The sequence below is a fragment of the Luteococcus struthionis genome (assembly GCF_048595755.1).
Taxonomy (GTDB): domain Bacteria; phylum Actinomycetota; class Actinomycetes; order Propionibacteriales; family Propionibacteriaceae; genus Luteococcus.
Map to the genome: position 1 here is coordinate 2,844,614 of NZ_CP184360.1, position 15,489 is coordinate 2,860,102.

11 protein-coding genes are annotated in these 15,489 nt (G+C 69.8%); 3 read left to right on the forward strand and 8 right to left on the reverse strand.

Annotation, left to right across the window (positions count from 1 at the left end; genetic code table 11):
• Positions 1-69: 69 nt before the first annotated feature.
• The 7 genes from holA to ACOAMO_RS13325 all read right to left on the reverse strand — a co-directional run bounded on the left by holA (position 70) and on the right by ACOAMO_RS13325 (position 9,874).
• A complete protein-coding gene (holA, locus tag ACOAMO_RS13295) occupies positions 70-1,059 on the reverse strand; it encodes a DNA polymerase III subunit delta (RefSeq protein WP_420175225.1) in 990 nt (329 codons plus the stop codon).
• Between the two features lie 56 nt (positions 1,060-1,115).
• A complete protein-coding gene (locus ACOAMO_RS13300) occupies positions 1,116-3,464 on the reverse strand; it encodes a ComEC/Rec2 family competence protein (protein WP_420175226.1) in 2,349 nt (782 codons plus the stop codon).
• Positions 3,451-4,404, reverse strand: a complete 954-nt coding sequence (locus tag ACOAMO_RS13305) for a helix-hairpin-helix domain-containing protein (protein WP_420175227.1) — start codon at positions 4,402-4,404, stop codon at positions 3,451-3,453. Before ACOAMO_RS13305 ends, ACOAMO_RS13300 begins: the two co-directional genes overlap by 14 nt.
• 89 nt (positions 4,405-4,493) lie before the next feature.
• Complete coding sequence (locus ACOAMO_RS13310; protein ID WP_420175228.1) at positions 4,494-7,193, reverse strand: multicopper oxidase domain-containing protein; 2,700 nt, start codon at positions 7,191-7,193, stop codon at positions 4,494-4,496.
• Between the two features lie 51 nt (positions 7,194-7,244).
• A complete protein-coding gene (locus ACOAMO_RS13315) occupies positions 7,245-8,015 on the reverse strand; it encodes a helix-turn-helix transcriptional regulator (protein WP_420175229.1) in 771 nt (256 codons plus the stop codon).
• A 76-nt stretch (positions 8,016-8,091) separates the two neighbouring features.
• Entirely contained in the window at positions 8,092-8,859 is a 768-nt protein-coding gene (locus ACOAMO_RS13320) for a hypothetical protein (protein ID WP_420175230.1), read from the reverse strand.
• A 19-nt stretch (positions 8,860-8,878) separates the two neighbouring features.
• Positions 8,879-9,874: a DUF4192 family protein gene (locus tag ACOAMO_RS13325; protein ID WP_420175231.1), complete on the reverse strand. Its 996-nt coding sequence runs from the start codon at positions 9,872-9,874 to the stop codon at positions 8,879-8,881.
• Positions 9,875-10,016: 142 nt separating this feature from the next.
• Here ACOAMO_RS13325 and ACOAMO_RS13330 point away from each other — a divergent pair, with 142 nt between their 5' ends.
• On the forward strand, positions 10,017-10,676 hold the full coding sequence (locus ACOAMO_RS13330) for a hypothetical protein (protein WP_420175232.1): 660 nt from the start codon (positions 10,017-10,019) through the stop codon (positions 10,674-10,676).
• A gap of 16 nt (positions 10,677-10,692) precedes the next feature.
• Here the strand turns inward: ACOAMO_RS13330 and ACOAMO_RS13335 are convergent, their stop codons facing one another.
• On the reverse strand, positions 10,693-11,919 hold the full coding sequence (locus ACOAMO_RS13335; protein WP_420175233.1) for a L,D-transpeptidase family protein: 1,227 nt from the start codon (positions 11,917-11,919) through the stop codon (positions 10,693-10,695).
• 197 nt (positions 11,920-12,116) lie between these two features.
• Here ACOAMO_RS13335 and ACOAMO_RS13340 point away from each other — a divergent pair, with 197 nt between their 5' ends.
• Both ACOAMO_RS13340 and ACOAMO_RS13345 read left to right on the forward strand, forming a co-directional pair.
• Positions 12,117-12,881 carry an ABC transporter ATP-binding protein gene (locus tag ACOAMO_RS13340; RefSeq protein WP_420175234.1) on the forward strand — a complete coding sequence of 255 codons (765 nt, stop codon included), beginning with the start codon at positions 12,117-12,119 and terminating at the stop codon, positions 12,879-12,881.
• 5 nt (positions 12,882-12,886) lie between these two features.
• Positions 12,887-15,487, forward strand: coding sequence for an ABC transporter permease (locus ACOAMO_RS13345; RefSeq protein WP_420175235.1), 2,601 nt, complete (start codon positions 12,887-12,889; stop codon positions 15,485-15,487).
• Positions 15,488-15,489 lie beyond the last annotated feature (2 nt).

Sequence of the window (15,489 nt, forward strand, 5' to 3'; positions counted from 1 at the left end):
CGCCCTCAACCGATCAACTTGAGCCGATCCACCTGAGTCGATCAGCTTGAGTCGATCGTCGGGGCCCGATCAGCGGGCGACGGCATGCGCCCGATCCACCGCCAGCAGCAACTGCTCCAGCGCGAAGTGCGGATCACTGGCCGCCCCCTTGACCTGGGCATCCGCGAGCGCCACCGCCCGCAGTGCCTGGGAGACCCCCTGGGGGCTCCAGGACCGCGACAGGCGCGAGAGGTCCTTCAGCTTCCACGGCGGAACACCCACCTCTCGTGCCAGCTCCCCCTGTGCCAACCGTGCCGAGCGGGCGTCCAGGTACTTGCCGAGCCCGCGCAACGACGAGGCCAGCGCGCTGGTGACCAGCACGGGGGCCACCCCGGTCGCGAGGGCCCACCGCAGCTTCTCCAGCGCCGGGCCCGGGCGTCCGCCCATGATGTCATCGGCCACCGCGAAGCTCGTCACGTCGGCCCGCCCCGCGAAGTAGCGCTGGATCATGGGTGCGGTGACGCGCTCCCCTTCCCAATCACTGCCCAGCTGCGCCACTGCCGCGGCCAGCGCGCGCAGATCATGGCCCACGGCATCGACCAGGGCCTGGGCGGCCTCCTGGTCCATGCCGACCCGGGTGCGTCGGGCCTCGCCCTCGACCCACTTGGGCAGTTCCCAGGCCTTGACCGCGACCGCCTCGACCAGCGGAACCTTGGCCTTCTTCAGCTTGTCGACCAGGCCCTTGCCCTTCTGGCCGCCGCCGTGCACCAAGGTGAGGCAGAGGTGCTCGCCCGGATCCTTGGCCGCGGTCAGGACCGCATCGAAGAGCTCCTGCGGCAGGTTGGCCAGGTCTTCCACCACGACGATGCTGGCGCTGGCGAACAGGGAGCCGCCGGTCAGTTCGGCAAAGCGGTTGCCCTCCAGGTCGAGCGCCGGCACCTTGGTGAGCTCGGCGTCGGGAACCTGGGAGCGCGCAGCCGCGACCCGCTCGGCCACGGCCCGCTCCGCGAGCAGCGATTCCGGTCCGTGCACCAGGACACAGGTGCCGAAGGTCTGCTGGGGTTCGCGTCGTGCGGCCATGCCGCAAGCATGCCAGTTGCCACCGACAGTGCGCTCGCCACGCCCGGGCTCCTGCCTCAGGGCGGACCGTCGCGCTCGGTCCGCACCTGCAGCTGGTTCCCCTCCAACCACAGGGTCACGGTTCCCGCCAGGTCGGTTCGAAGCACCCGCATGCCGCACTCCTGTGCCAACCGCACGGCTGTTGGAGCCGGATGCCGATGCCGGTTGCGGTAGCCCGCGCTGGCGACCGCCACGACGGCCTGGGAGCCGCACCAGAACTGTCGATCCTGGCGCGCCGAGCCGTGGTGCGGCATCTTCAGCACCTGTGCCCGTGGCTGCCATCCGTCGGCGACGACCTTCTGCTGACCGGCCGGTTCGACGTCGCCGCCGAGCACCACTGCCAACCCATCGACCAGCCGTGCCACCAGCACGATCGACGAGTCGTTCTCGGCCGAACTCTCCCCCTCCCCCGCCTGCGCCAGCACCCCCGAGGCCCCCACCCCCACCACCTCCAACCGGGCCTGAGGTGTGGAGAGCACCAACCCCACCGCGGCGGGCCGGGCAGGCACCGTCGCCTCGGCGAGCAAGGACTGCACTTCTCGCGCCGCCCAGACCGGGGACTGCACCGGATTCACCACCGCGTGCTCTGTGGGGAACTCACGCAACACGGCCGCCAGGCCGGCGATGTGGTCATCGTGGTAGTGGCTGAGCACCACCGCGGAGAGTCGCTTGACCCCCAGTGCCTGCAGACAGCCCACCGTCGTGGCCCCGTCCGGACCAGCGTCCACCAGGACGGCCTGCCCGGGACCGGATCGCAGCACGGTGGCGTCTCCCTGCCCGACGTCGCAGAAGGCCACCTGCCAGGGACCGGGCCATCCCAGCGGCCGTGGCGCGCGCCAGCAGGCCAGCGCCATCGCCCCGGCAGCCACCAGGCAGGCCACCCGACGCGCCAGGATCTCTGGTACCAACGGTGCCGCCGCCAGGCACAGCGCACCCAAGGCCACCAACATCGGCGCGCTGGCCGGCCAGCGCCACGTCGCTGCGGGCAGCGAGGCACCCCACTGCGCCGTCCACACCACCGGCTGCACGCACCAGCCGGCGACCCATCCCACCCACGAGGCCGCCGGCGGGGAGACCACCGAGACGGTGGCGGCCGCCAGCCCCGCCACCGTGGCCGGTCCCACGAAGGGGCCGGCCAGGGCATTGGCGACCAGGCCCACCACCGAGACCTCATCGCTGATCGAGGTCACCAGGGGTTGGGTTGCCAGCTGTGCTGCCAGGGGCACTGTGACTGCCTCGGCACACCATGCCGGCGCCCAGGACATCGCCGCGGTCCACCGCTGCCCCCACCACAGGATCCCGGCGGTGGCACAGACCGACAGGGCGAACCCCATCGACCGCGCCAACCATGGGTCCACCAACACCAGGAACCAGATCGCCACGCACAGGTGGCGCAGGCCCCGCCCCGTCCCACCGGCGCGTCCCAGCCCGCCCAGCGCCACCAGTCCCATTGCCCCGGCACGCACCACGCTCGGTTCGGCACGGCACAGCACGACGAAAGCCACCACCCCCAGCAGCGCCGAGCCACGCACCCACCATCCGCGCAGGCCCACCGAACGCACCAGGACCGAACCGAAGACCAGCATCAAGGTCAGGTTCGTTCCTGAGACCGCCGTCAGATGGGTCAGACCGGTGGCACGGAAGTCCTCCTCCAGCTGCGGGTCCAGGCCGCTCGTGTCGCCCACCACCAGTGACGGCAACAACCCTGCCTGCAAGGGTGGGCTGTGCCTCATGGAGTCCCGCAGCCCCGCCCGGATGCGGTTGACCCCGGCACGCCAGCCCCGCGGTTCCTGCAGCATCGTCGGTGGTGCCCGCAGCATCAGCTCCGCGGCGTGCCCCCGCCCGGGTTGGGCGACGCCCAACCGCCCCTCCACACGCAGCAGGCTGCCCGCGGGGATCTGGGCCAGCTGGTCACCCAGATCACCGGTGGCCCGCACGCGCAGTGTCGCTCGCTGCCGGATGATGTGGCCGCGGGCCTGCACCTGCACCGTGTGGGCATCCACCACGGCCGAGGCAGGGACTGCTCCTTGGGAGGGGAACTGGCGCACGTCAGTGGTCAACCGCAGCGTCACGGTCGCCATGGCCTTCTGCTGTCCCCACTGGCCCACCGGGCTGCCCACCAGCTGATGGTGCCGTGCCGCCGCCAGCGCCGCACTCACCACCAGGCACAGGAGCACACCCCAGGCGAGGCTCGTGCGCCGTTCGTGGTGCAGACGCAGTGCCAGCACGGCCGTGGCGGCCGCCAACAGCAGGCCCCAGCCTCGTGTGGGGGCCGCGCCCCACCAGGCCCCGCCCCAGGCGGCCACGGCCACCCAGCCCACGCGCAGGTCTGCGGTGTGCGGCGCGGTCTGCTCATACCCGGACATGGCTGGCCAGTTGGCTCCAGGTCTTCGGCCCGATGCCATCCACCTCCTGCAGCTCCTCGACCCGGGTGAACCGTCCGTGCTGCTCGCGCCAGGACAGGATCCGCTGGGCCGTGACCGGGCCCACGCCGGGCAGCTGGTCCAGCTGTTCGGCCGTGGCCTCATTGAGGTCGATGGTCGCCCCGGATGCCGCCGATCCTGTGCCGGTGGGGCCCGGCTGTCCCTCCCCCGAGGGGCTCGTCGACGGCACCTCTTCCGCTCGCAGTTCGCCGCGCGCCCTGCCCTGCCGCCCGATCACCACCTGGCTGCCGTCGGGCACCCGCTGCGCCAGGTTCAACTCGGACGGGTCCGCACTGGGCAGCAGGCCTCCGGCTGCGGTGAGCGCATCGGCCACCCGGGAGCCGTCGGGAAGCCTCACCACCCCCGGTCTGCGCACCGCCCCCACGACGTGGACCCTCACCTCACCACCCACCGTGGCCGACGGTGACGGTGAGGCTGCCGGTGACGGTGGGCCCGGGGCCGGGGCCGGAGCAGAGGATCCGCTGGGCAGGGCGGCGGAGGCGGGAGCTGCCGTGATCGTCTGGGCCAGTTCCACCGGGACGCTGGTCGAACGTGCTCGGTTCATCACCACCACGGCGAGCACCAGCCCGAAGACCAGCACCGCGCAGACCGCCTTGAGGTGTTCGCGTCCGAAGTCCAGGACCGCGGCACCACGGACCGCTGCCCTGGCAGGCGTCGCGTCCCGGGAAGGAAGTCCCTGCGGGGAAGCCACCGTGCGCTCGGGCGGGCCCTCGTCCCGCGGTAGCTCACCCTCCCAGGCCAAGTCATCATGGCCTGTCGCCTGTCCCCGTCGCGGGGTGGACACGGGTGCATCACGGCCACCTGTCAGGTAGGCAAGCCTGGCCCGGTCGTACTGCTGCAGCTCGTCGTGTTGGTTCCTCACGCCCAGAGTGTGTGCAAGCAGCCCGGCGAGCGGGCATCACCCGGCGTAGCTGTGGACAATTCCTCGTTGCACCGTGCGCTGTGGATGACTCAGCGCACCCGCACCACGCCGCTGGCACCGCGCTCGGCGTCCACCATCTGGTGGTTGACCATGGAGTAGTGCCCCGCCTCCGGGAAGACGGTCTCGACGAAACCGCCCTGGCTGGCCAGCATCCCCAAGGTCTGCGACCCTCCATCGGTCGAGGTGGGGTCCCCCGGCCCCTTGCCCTGCTTGAGTCGCCAGGCCCCTTCGAACCAGACACTGTCGAACTGCGCGCCCACGATGTGGAAGGCCCAGGGACGGTTGGGGCCGGCGTCCAACACCCAGAAACGGACGCGTTCACCCACCTTGGCCTCCAGCGGATGGTCGACGTACTGGCCGGGGTGGCCGTTGAAGACCACCGCGTCGGGCTTCTCGGCCTGCAGCTTGGTCATGTCGGCCACTCCCGGCGCCCCGTCGGCCTCGGCGCCGTAGTACTGCTCCCCCTGCACCAACAGGTATTCGCGATCCACCTCCGGCAGGTCTGGAGGATCGATGACCACGGCGCCGTACATGCCGTTGGCGATGTGTTGGCTCATGGGCATGGTGGAGCAGTGGTACAGCCAGATGCCTGCCCGTCCGGCGGTGAAGCGGTAGACCAGGCTCTCACCGGGGGCGATGGTGCGCATCGGTCGGTCCGGGGCCAGCGCCCCGGCATGGAAGTCGATGCCGTGCCCCATGCCTCCCTCGTTGACCAAGGTGATCTCGAAGACGTCACCCACCTTGCCCCTGAGCACTGGCCCGGGGGCCTGCCCGTTGAAGAGCCACAGTGTCTGCTTGACCCCCGGCGCCACCTCCACCACCTCGTCGGTCACCCGCAAGGTGTGGCGATGCAGCTTCGCATCGCTGGCGGGAGGCAGCGTCGCATCACGCGGTGACCACTGCGAGGAGTAGTCCTTGGACAGGTCCAGGCGTGGCGTCTGGACCGCTGGGTCGTCGCTGGCCGGCGCATCACCCATTCCCGTGTGGCCACCGTGCCCCTGCTGGGCCGGAGACTCCTGGCCCTGCGACGTGTCGGCCTGGGCGCCGGTCACGGTGATGGCCAGCTCCATCCCCATGGCGCGGTGACCGGTGACCGAGCACCAACCGGTGCTGGAAGCCTGTTGCACGCCCGCGTCGAGCTCGGCAGTCTGGCCCGGCTCCACCCGGCCGGTGGTGAGTCCGGATTCCAGGATCAGGTCGTGCACCATGCCCTCGTCCCGGTTCACCAGGGTGATCACCAGGCGATTGCCGGCCGGCACCTCGATCTGGTTCGGGGTGAAGCGCATCCCGCTGGCCTCCACGGTCACCTCGGTGGTCTGGCCCGTGCCACCGGTCGTGGCGGCGGTGGTGCCCAGCCCGGCCATGGCCCGGAAGGAGACCGGATCCGCGACGGCGGCCAGGCCTGCGGCGAACACCGTCCAGGCGGTGCCGATGGCGATCCCCCGACGCAGCCGAGGCACCACCGGCTCGGAGACCGAGAGCTTTGCGGGCTCGGAGCGTCGCAGCCGCCACGCGCGCACCAACCGCTCGACGAACAGCGCCAACGCGATGAACACGGCGGTGGAGCTGGTCACCTTCCACAGTGAGGTGATGGGCAGCATGAACACGGCCAGCCCGAGGTTCACCACGGTGAGCCGGGCCACGCCGCCGCGCTCGAAGACGGCGGTGGTCGCCCGGACCAGGGACGGTCCCCCGCCCAGCACCACGGGCACCAGGTAGGACAGGGCGCCCACCAGTACCTGCAGCAGGAAGCCCACCACGATGACGGGCACCGTGTTCCGCAGTTGTGCCACCAGGCCCGCCGGTGTGCTCGCGGCCATCCAGTGCCAGACCAACCACAGCAGCCAACCCAAGAACCACAGTTGACCCGCCGCCACCGACAAGACGGGCACCGTGGTCCTTCGGGTGGCCAGCCACAGCCTCCACGACGGCCAGCTCGCCTCCACCAGCGTTGCCAGGTACAGGCACAGGGCCAAGGCCCCCACGATCCGCCAGCCGCGGGGTGCGACCGGGGCCAAGGCCGGCGCGATGGCCACCGCCGAGAGCGACATCACCAGCCGCGGCAGGCTGCGTGCCGCCAAGGCCTCGACGCCCTGTGGCGAGCGGGTTCGCAACATGGTGGGCCACAGTGTCACCAGGGTTCCCCACACGGTCAAGGCCACCCACCCCAGGATGTTGAGGGCCAGGTGGCTCAGTAGGAGGGCATCGGCCCAGCGCCCGAAGGGGACCGCCATCAGCCCTCCCAGCACCGCCCCCACGGCAAGGCAGCCCGCTGCCGCGCGGTACCAGGACACGATCCCCGCGAAGCGAGCCGTCAGACCTGCCCGCAGCTGTCGCCCCAAGTCCCATACGGCAACGCCGCAGACCGCGACCACGCAGAGCACCCCTGCCCAGGCCGGCCAGGAGAACTGCCACACGATGCCGGCGCAGAGCAGCACCAGCCCCACATTGAGCAGGACGAGTTGCAGCCCCTCACGACGATGGTCGGTGCGGGCACTGCGCAGCACGGCGTCGGAGAAGTGGTTCGACCAGACCACGATGGCATTGCTCACCACGCCCAAGGTGACCAGGTGCACCATCAACCAGGTGGCGCGAGGGATGAACCGGTGCAGGGTCACCACCAGGATGGTCGCCACCATCCAGGCGACCATCGGCAGGGCGGCACGGGTGTGCCAGTCGCGCCGCTTGAGGGGACGTGGGGCACGCTCACGGGAATTAACAATGTCCATAGCGTGACAAATGCTACGTGAGGCTGTCGTGAGGCCCGACAGCGGGTCAGCTCATGCCGAGACCGCGCCCTGCCCAAAGCCCTCGGCCCCAGAATCCCTGACTCCAGAATCCCTGACTCCAGAATCCCTGGCCCCAGAACCCTTGGCCCCAGAACTCTTGGACAACGCGCCGATGCGCAGCACGCAACCGTCCTCGTGGCCCATCGGTGTCAGGTCCACGTCCTCCGCGTCGGCCCCCGCCTGCTCCAGCAGGGCCTGGACGAAACCCAGGTGCACCGTGCACACCACGTCGGGATTGCGACGCGCGGCGGCCAGGATCGGACAGCTACGCAGCAGCACCACCCCGTCCTGGTCTGGCTCGGTGGGCTCGAAGCCCAGTCGCGCCACGTGGCCGGGCACGTCGGTCACGCTGGGCTCGCGCGCACCCTCCTCTGCCTCGGCCGCCCGGCGACCCCACAAGCGACCCGCCTGGTTGGCGATCTGTTCCGCTCCCGGCATCGACGAGATCTGCTCGGCCAGCACTTCGGTGAGCAACTCGTAGTCGCGCGCCACGTCCTGGGTGGCGCTGGTGGCCCGATACATCAGTGCCGGACGCCCACGGCCCGTCGGCGAGGACGCCTCACGCGCCACCAGCCCCTGCTCCAGCAAGGAGTCCAGGTGTTCGCGCACAGTGTTGGGGTGCAGGTCGAAGCGCTCGGCTATCTCCCTCACCGAGCACAGCCGTCCGCTGGAACGCACGGCATCGAGCACGGCCGCCCGCGCCGTCGACATGGACAGCGCAGCAGGAATCTCGGGAGGGCCTGCGGGGCCTGGCAAGGACATGGCTCGGAGTTTACAAGACGGCCTCTGTGTGAAACCTCCCGGCCTTCGCCCCGCCGGTGGCCCGCCGGAGCCACCTTCAGCCGACCGCCAGCAGCGCGCGATCCAAGGCCATCGGATCGTGCACATAGCGATGCAGGAAACCGGCCACGAAGTTGCCGTCCAGACCGGCGCCGCTGGGCGCGTGGTCTTGCTGGATCTCGACGCGACCGTCAGGCTTGACCGCCTCGACCCAGGTGTCGAAGTGGACCACCACCATCGCCAGTCCGTAGGCCTCGGCCCAGCTGTGAGCCAGCTCCCGCAGCGTCTCCGGCAGGTCCTCCTCATCCTCCAGAACCCCCAGTGCCGCCAGGTCCCGATGGTGAACCATCACGATCCCCCCGGCCTCACCCACCACCTGCAAGAGCCGGTCGAGTTCGGCGAGCAGGCTTTCGGGGGCGGCTCCCAGATGGTCCAGGCAAAGATCACAGGAGATGGTGGCGCGCGTGGTGGCCAGGCGCGTCATCAGCGCGGAATGTCCCGGCTCCCCCAACGCCACGGGGCCACTGACGTGGAGCCAGTCGTCCTCCGTCAGCCGGGGCGGCTCGGGACGTCGCCACGCCAGCATCGCCTCACAGGTGGGGCCCTCGAACCGGGGACACCACCCGCTGCCAATTCCGGCTCGCTCCAGGACACCCAGCAGGTCCACGGCCAGCGGATCGTCACCCAAGCGGGCCACGAACTCCGTCTCGACGCCCCTTCGGGCCAAGGCCATCGCCACCCCCAGCGCACCCACCACGGCGTCACTTCCCTCGCGGGCCTGGCGAACCTCATCGTTGCCAACTGCGCCGCACACCACGAATCGCATGCCGCCACCGTAACCCCTCTCAGGCAGCCCCTCCCATCCCGGCCCCGACCCCGAAGACCTCGGCTCCGCGAACCTGCTCCCAGGCCGACGGCGGGACCGCCTGACGATTGATCCCGTCGAGGCAGGCCAGCAGGTCGCTGCGATCACCCAGCGCATGCGCCCGCTCGATACAGGCGACCAGCACCGCGCCATTGCCGTTCAACCAGGCGGAGAATCCCAACATCAACAGTGGTCCCGTCGCCCAGTGGGGTGGGCAGCCCATCACCACCCGACCCCACAGCGCCTCGGCCTTGGCAGCATTGCGCCGGCCCAGCGCCAGACACAGGTCGTCACGGGTGAGTTCGTCGCCGCTCAAGACCGCGAGCAGGGCACAGTCCTCGGCAGACCAGTCCTGGTCTGCTTCGCCCAGCATCTCCACCTGCAGCCGACCGGCGCGGCGCTGCCACTCGTCCCAGCCGATGATGCCCAGGGCATCCTCCGCGTCCAGCAGGATGCGTTCCAGCCGCGGCACGTCCTCCGCCTCGGGCCCTTGGGCGACTGCGACGGCCCCCTCACGGCTGGGGCAGTGCGACAGCCCCGCCACCACCGCTTGCGCCACCACCGCACGATGGTCCAGTTCCTCCCGTGACCCGTGGCGCCCGGCTCCGCCGCCCAGCCGGGAATGCCAGTGATGCGCATCCACGTGCACCGAGTCGAGCACCCGCTCCGGCCCCAGCCAGACCTCCGCCAGTCCCAAGGCCGTCTGGGCGAGCTCGGCCGAATCGCACCAACACGCCAACAGCACCATGGGGTTCTCGAAGTTGTCCACTGCTCCCACCAGCGACTCCCTCGCCGGTTCCGGAGCCTCGAGTGCATTCAGCGGCATCGCCCCCGTGAGACCGATGCGGGCGTCGTCGACCACGACGAAGACCAGTTGCTCCTGGGGTTGGTAACCAAGCAGATAGGGCACGAGTGCCAAGAAGTCCTCGCACTCGCGCAGGCGAAGTCGGGTGATGGTGCTGTGCTGATCGTCCATGCCTGCAGATGATGTGCAGACTGCTGCCTCGCAGCCCACTCATCCACAGAAGCCCATCCGCCGCGCCGCAGCGCCCCAGCTGTGGACAACAGCGGCGGTTTCCTCGGCGCGGGTGCCTGGAGTGGGTACTGTGGGCCGCACCATGAGCCAGCAGCCCCCACCGCGTGACCCGCGTACCCCCTTCGGTGCCCCAACCCGCGATCCCCGCACGCCTTTTGGCCAGCAGTCCCTGCCGCCCACCAAGGCCGAGCAGTTCGCCCCGCCTCCCAACCGCAAGCCGCTGTGGATCACCCTTGCGGCCCTGGCCGTGGTGGCGCTGGTGATCTGGGGGGCGATCCGGGTGGGCGGTTCGGAGCCCGAGCCCGAGGCCGCCGCCACGCCTGCCGCCAGCCCGAGCCAGGAGCCCACCTGGCCCGGAGACCAGGCCACCGCGCCCCAGGCCACGGGAACGCCGCAGACGGGCGCGCGCACGTCCGTTCCCTTCACCAATCCCGGTGACGATGCGGCCGGCACCTTCTCGATCGTGCGCCACCGGTGGACCGACCAAGGGCTGCTCCTGACGATCAAGGTGGAGCTGGACAGCGGGTCACAGCGCCTGGGCTTCTTCGCCCTGGACAACGGCCCCACGGCGCGTCAGTTCGACCCCTCTCCCAGCGGAGAGGACTACCTGGACGGCCGTCGCATCAGCGCCGGCGAGACCCTCACGGGCACCATCTTGTTCGAGAAGCCCCAGGGCGACACGACCGTCTTCCTGGCCGGTTCCACCGGGCGCCAGGTGGCAGCCCTCACCGTCGAGGGCTGAGCTGCCACCCCCGGTCTCAGCGGTAGACGATCACCTTGTCACCGGCACGAGCCTGGTTGAACAGGTTCGCCACGGCGTCGTAGTTGCGCACATTGACGCACCCGTGCGAGGCACCGTTGTAACCACGGGCGGCGAAGTCGGCCGAATAGTGCACCGCCTGGCCACCGGAGAAGAACAGGGCGAAGGGCATCTCGGTGTGGTACAGGGTGCTGACATGGTCGCGTGACTTGAAGTTCACCTGGAAGGCGCCCTCACGCGTGGGCGTCAGTTCCGAGCCGAACCGCACGTCCATGGTGGACAGCACCTTGCCGTCGACGACCCAGCTCAACGACCGGGTGGCCTTGGAGATGCAGATGGCCCGGCCGGTCATGCACCGCGGGTCCAGCTTGGGCGTGTCCACCTTCGGCTGCACATTGTTCAGCTCGTCGCTGGTCGGCTTTCGGGTCATCGACTGCAGCCGCTCCAGGGTTCGGGCATCCACCTCGCCGGTGGCGGGGATGCCGCGCTTGTCCTGGAACTCCTTCACCGCTGCCGCCGTGCTGGTGCCGTAGTAGTCGGTCACCTTTCCGGAGAACCAGCCGATCTGCTTCAGCCGGGCCTGCAGGTCCTTCACCTTGTCACCCTTGGCGCCCTGCTTGAGCAGCGCGGGCCCGGCACGCAGGATGTTGTGCATCTGGTCATGGGTGGGCTTCTTGGTCCGCTCCACCAACTGGTCCCAGGTCTTCTGGTCCACCTCGCCGGTGGTCGCCAGCCCTCGCTTGGCCTGGAAGCCACGCACCGAGGCAGCGGTGGCCTCACCGTAGTTCCCGGTGATCTTCCCCTCGAACCAGGCCAACTGCTGCAAGCGGTGCTGCAGCTCACGAACCTGCTCACCCTCGGCACCAGCCTTCAGCAAGACCTTGCCCGACGCGCTGGGCGAGGGGGTCGTGCTGGGACTGGGCGTTGCGCTGGCACTGGGGGTGACGCTGGGGGTCGGCGTCGCGCTCGGGGTGGGGGTTGCGCTGGCGGTGGGCGTCGGCGTGGCACTGGGGCTCAGGCTGGGTGTCGCGCTGGACGACTGACTGGCCGACGCGCCGGGCGAGGCACTGGTGGTGGGGCGCTGCGCAGGAGCCGAGGCCGAACCACTGTGGGCGGACGGGCTCTCGGGAGCAGCCGGCACCGCGTCGGGGGAAACGCCGGCGCACCCGGCGACGGCGAGCAGGCCCACGCCGGCCAGGACAGTACGGGCGTGCTTGGGGGTCATCAGAGGCTCCTCGGTTCACCAGCCGGTGGGGACACGGCTGCGAAACCCAAAGACTAGGTGCCCGCCTCTTGGCCTGTCACATGGCACGCCCCACGACGACCCGGGTCTTCTCAGGGAAGTCTCCGGGTTCAGGCGCGAATGCCTCACCCTTTGGGGTGATCAGATATGGGCAACGGCCCAATCGAAGGGAAGAGAACATGTCCACAGCCGCCGCCCGCGCGGAACACCTGGTCAAGACCTACGGACAGGGAAATGCCCAGGTCAAGGCACTCGACGACGTGAGCGTCGACATCAAGGCCGGCGAGCTGACGGCGGTGATGGGACCCTCCGGTTCGGGCAAATCCACCCTGATGCACTGCATGGCCGGGCTCGATCGTCCCACCAGCGGCCGGGCCCTGATCGGCCAGACCGAGATCGCCTCCCTCAAGGACGCCGCACTGACCGCGCTGCGCCGAGACCACGTGGGATTCATCTTCCAGCAGTTCAACCTGGTGCCGACCCTCACCGCCCAGGAGAACATCCTGCTGCCACTGGCGATCGCCGGTCGAAAGCCCGACCAGGCCTGGTACGAGCAGGTCATCGAGGCCGTGGGCCTGGCCGATCGACTCACCCACAAGCCCTCCGAACTGTCCGGCGGCCAACAGCAGCGCGTGGCCTGTGCCCGGGCACTGGTGGGACGCCCCAGCATCATCTTCGCCGACGAGCCCACCGGCAACCTGGATTCGGTCAGCTCCACCGAGGTCCTGGCCTTCCTGCGTCGCAGCGTCGAGGACTTTGGCCAGACCGTGGTGATGGTCACCCACGATCCGGTCAGCGCCTCCTATGCCGATCGTGCCCTCTTCCTGGCCGACGGCCGCATCGTCGACGACATCACCAACCCCTCCCATACCCAGATCCTGGAGACCATGGCCCGCCTCGATCCGCGTCGCACCCGCCAGCAGCTGGCAGAGCAGAAGGCCTGACGACCATGTGGAAGGCAACCTTCACCTCGCTGTGGGCCCGCAAGCTGCGACTGGCCATGTCGATGGTCGCCATCATCCTCGGCGTGTCCTTCGTCTCCGGCTCCATGATCTTCGCAGACATGCTGTCCGACTCCTTCGACCAGATCGTCAGCGGCACCGTGCCCGACGTCGAGGTCAGCAAGAAGCTCGACGAGGCGGTCGACGACGGCGCCGCCAACAAGAGCAAGCTCGACGAGCGCACCATCCAGGCCGTCCGTGGCGTGGACGGCGTCAAGGCCGTGGATGGCTCCATCCATGGCATGGACACCGTGCTGATCGGCAGCGACGGCAAGGCGCTGACCAGTTTCGGCCCGCCCCAGATGGGCTTCAACTGGGGTGAGCTCCCAGCCCTGCGCGGGAACAAGGGCGGCAACATCATCGAGGGTCGCGCTCCCCGGGCCGATGACGAGATCGTCGTCGACCCGCAGTCGCTGAAGAAGTCCGGCCACCAGGTGGGTGACCGGGCGCGGGTGATCACCCCGACCCTGGGCACCCTGGACGTCTCCATCGTCGGCTCGGGAACCATGGGCGAGGGAAGCTCCGCCGGCGCCCAGTACATCTTCTTCACCACCAAGCGCGCCCAACAGATCTTCCTGGAGGGCAAGAACACCTTCTCCTCTCTGTGGGTGGTCACCGAACCCGACGCCGACCGCGCCGCCGTGGCCGCCGAGGTGCAGCAGCTCCTGCCCCAGGGCTACCAGGCCCGCGACGGCCAGGAGGTGGCCGACGAGACGTCGTCCGCCATCGGGGATGCACTGCAGTTCGCGAACCTCTTTCCGCTGGTCTTCGCCGCCATCTCGCTGCTGGTGGCGACCTTCCTGATCGTCAACACCTTCACCATCCTGGTGGCCCAACGCTCCCGCGAACTGGCGCTCTTCCGCGCCATGGGCGCCAGCAAGCACCAGCTGCGCACCACGGTGCTGACCGAGGCCTTCGTCGTCGGGCTGGTCAGTTCGGCGATCGGCCTGTTCGGTGGTCTGGGCATCGCCCAACTCATCCTGCGCGGCATGGCCGCCGGCGGTTGGGACCTTGGCTCCGCACCGGTCCGGCTGGGCTGGCCCGCCATCGTCGCCTCGCTGCTGACCGGAACCCTGGTGACGGTCCTCTCGGCGCTGGGCCCGGCCCGTCGCGCCACCCGCATCTCCCCGGTGGAGGCGATGGCGTCCTCACGCACCGAGGCCGAGCACGGGCTGGGACGTCGGGCCGTGGTGGGCATCGTGCTGGCCTGCCTTGGTGGTGCCGGCATGGCGCTGGGCGTGCTCACCGAGATCTCCAGGCCGGTGCTGTGGGCCGGGATCGGCATGGCCCTGGCCATGATCGGCATCGCCATCGCCTCGCCGCTGGTCGGCCGCCCCGTGGTCTGGGCCGTCAGCAGGCTCAACCGACTCCTCTTCGGTGAGGTGGGCAGGCTCGCCGAACTCAACTCGGTGCGCCAACCACGTCGCACCGCCGCCACGGCCTCTGCGCTGATGGTGGGCCTGACGCTGGTCTCCATGCTGGCCATCTTCGGCGCCTCCGCAACACGCTCGGTCACGGCACAGATCGAGAACACCGTGCGAGGCAATTTCCTGGTCGGGCAACAGGGCTTCAAGGGCTTCCCCGTCGGCGTACGCAGCGCCGTCGAGCAAGTCGAGGAGGTCGAACGGGTCGATGCCATGAAGATCGGGACCTTCCTGGAAGTGCCCGAGGGCGCCTCCGCCCCCACCAAGGAGGCCCTCACCGACGTCTCCGGACGCCACATGCGCACCGTCGGTGCCATGGATGCCCAGTCACTGGACCGGATCTTCCCGCAGCAGATCACCCAGGGGCGCATGTTCGCCAAGCCCGGCGAGATGATCGTCGCCGAGGAGACCGCACGCACGCAGGACCTGGCACTGGGCGACACGGAACGGGTCTTCTCCACCGATTCCCAGCGCCTGCTGGAGCTGACCGTGGTGGGGATCTACTCCCCCGGCAAGGGCCAGACCATCATGGACAAGTGGGTCTCCACCCAGACCCTCACCGATGCCGGCCTGGGACAGAAGGACGCCTTCCTGTCCATCCACCTCAAGGAGGGCGCCGATCCCGGCAAGGCCAGGGCCGGTCTGGACGCCGCGCTGGCCGATCTCCCGCTGGTCGGGGTGATGGACCTGGACGACTACACCGAGCAGATCCTGCAGAACGTCGACCGCACCATGGCCCTGCTCTACGCCCTGCTGGCGCTCAGCGTGCTGATCGCGGTGCTGGGCATCGTGAACACGCTGGGGCTGAGCATCGTCGAACGGACCCGTGAGATCGGGTTGCTGCGTGCCATCGCGCTCACCCGGGCCCAGGTGCGCCGCATGATCACGCTGGAGTCGGTGGTCATCTCGCTGCTCGGCGCGGTGGTCGGCGTCGGCCTCGGCACCCTGTTCGGCGTGGTGCTGCAACGTCTGATGGCCGACGACGGGATCGACCTGCTCAGCATTCCCTGGCTGCAGCTGGTGGCCTTCGTGCTGGCCGCCGCCGTGGTGGGCGTGCTGGCCGCCGTGTGGCCGGCCCACCGGGCGGCTCGCACCAGCGTGCTGACCGCGATCGCCAGCGAGTGAGC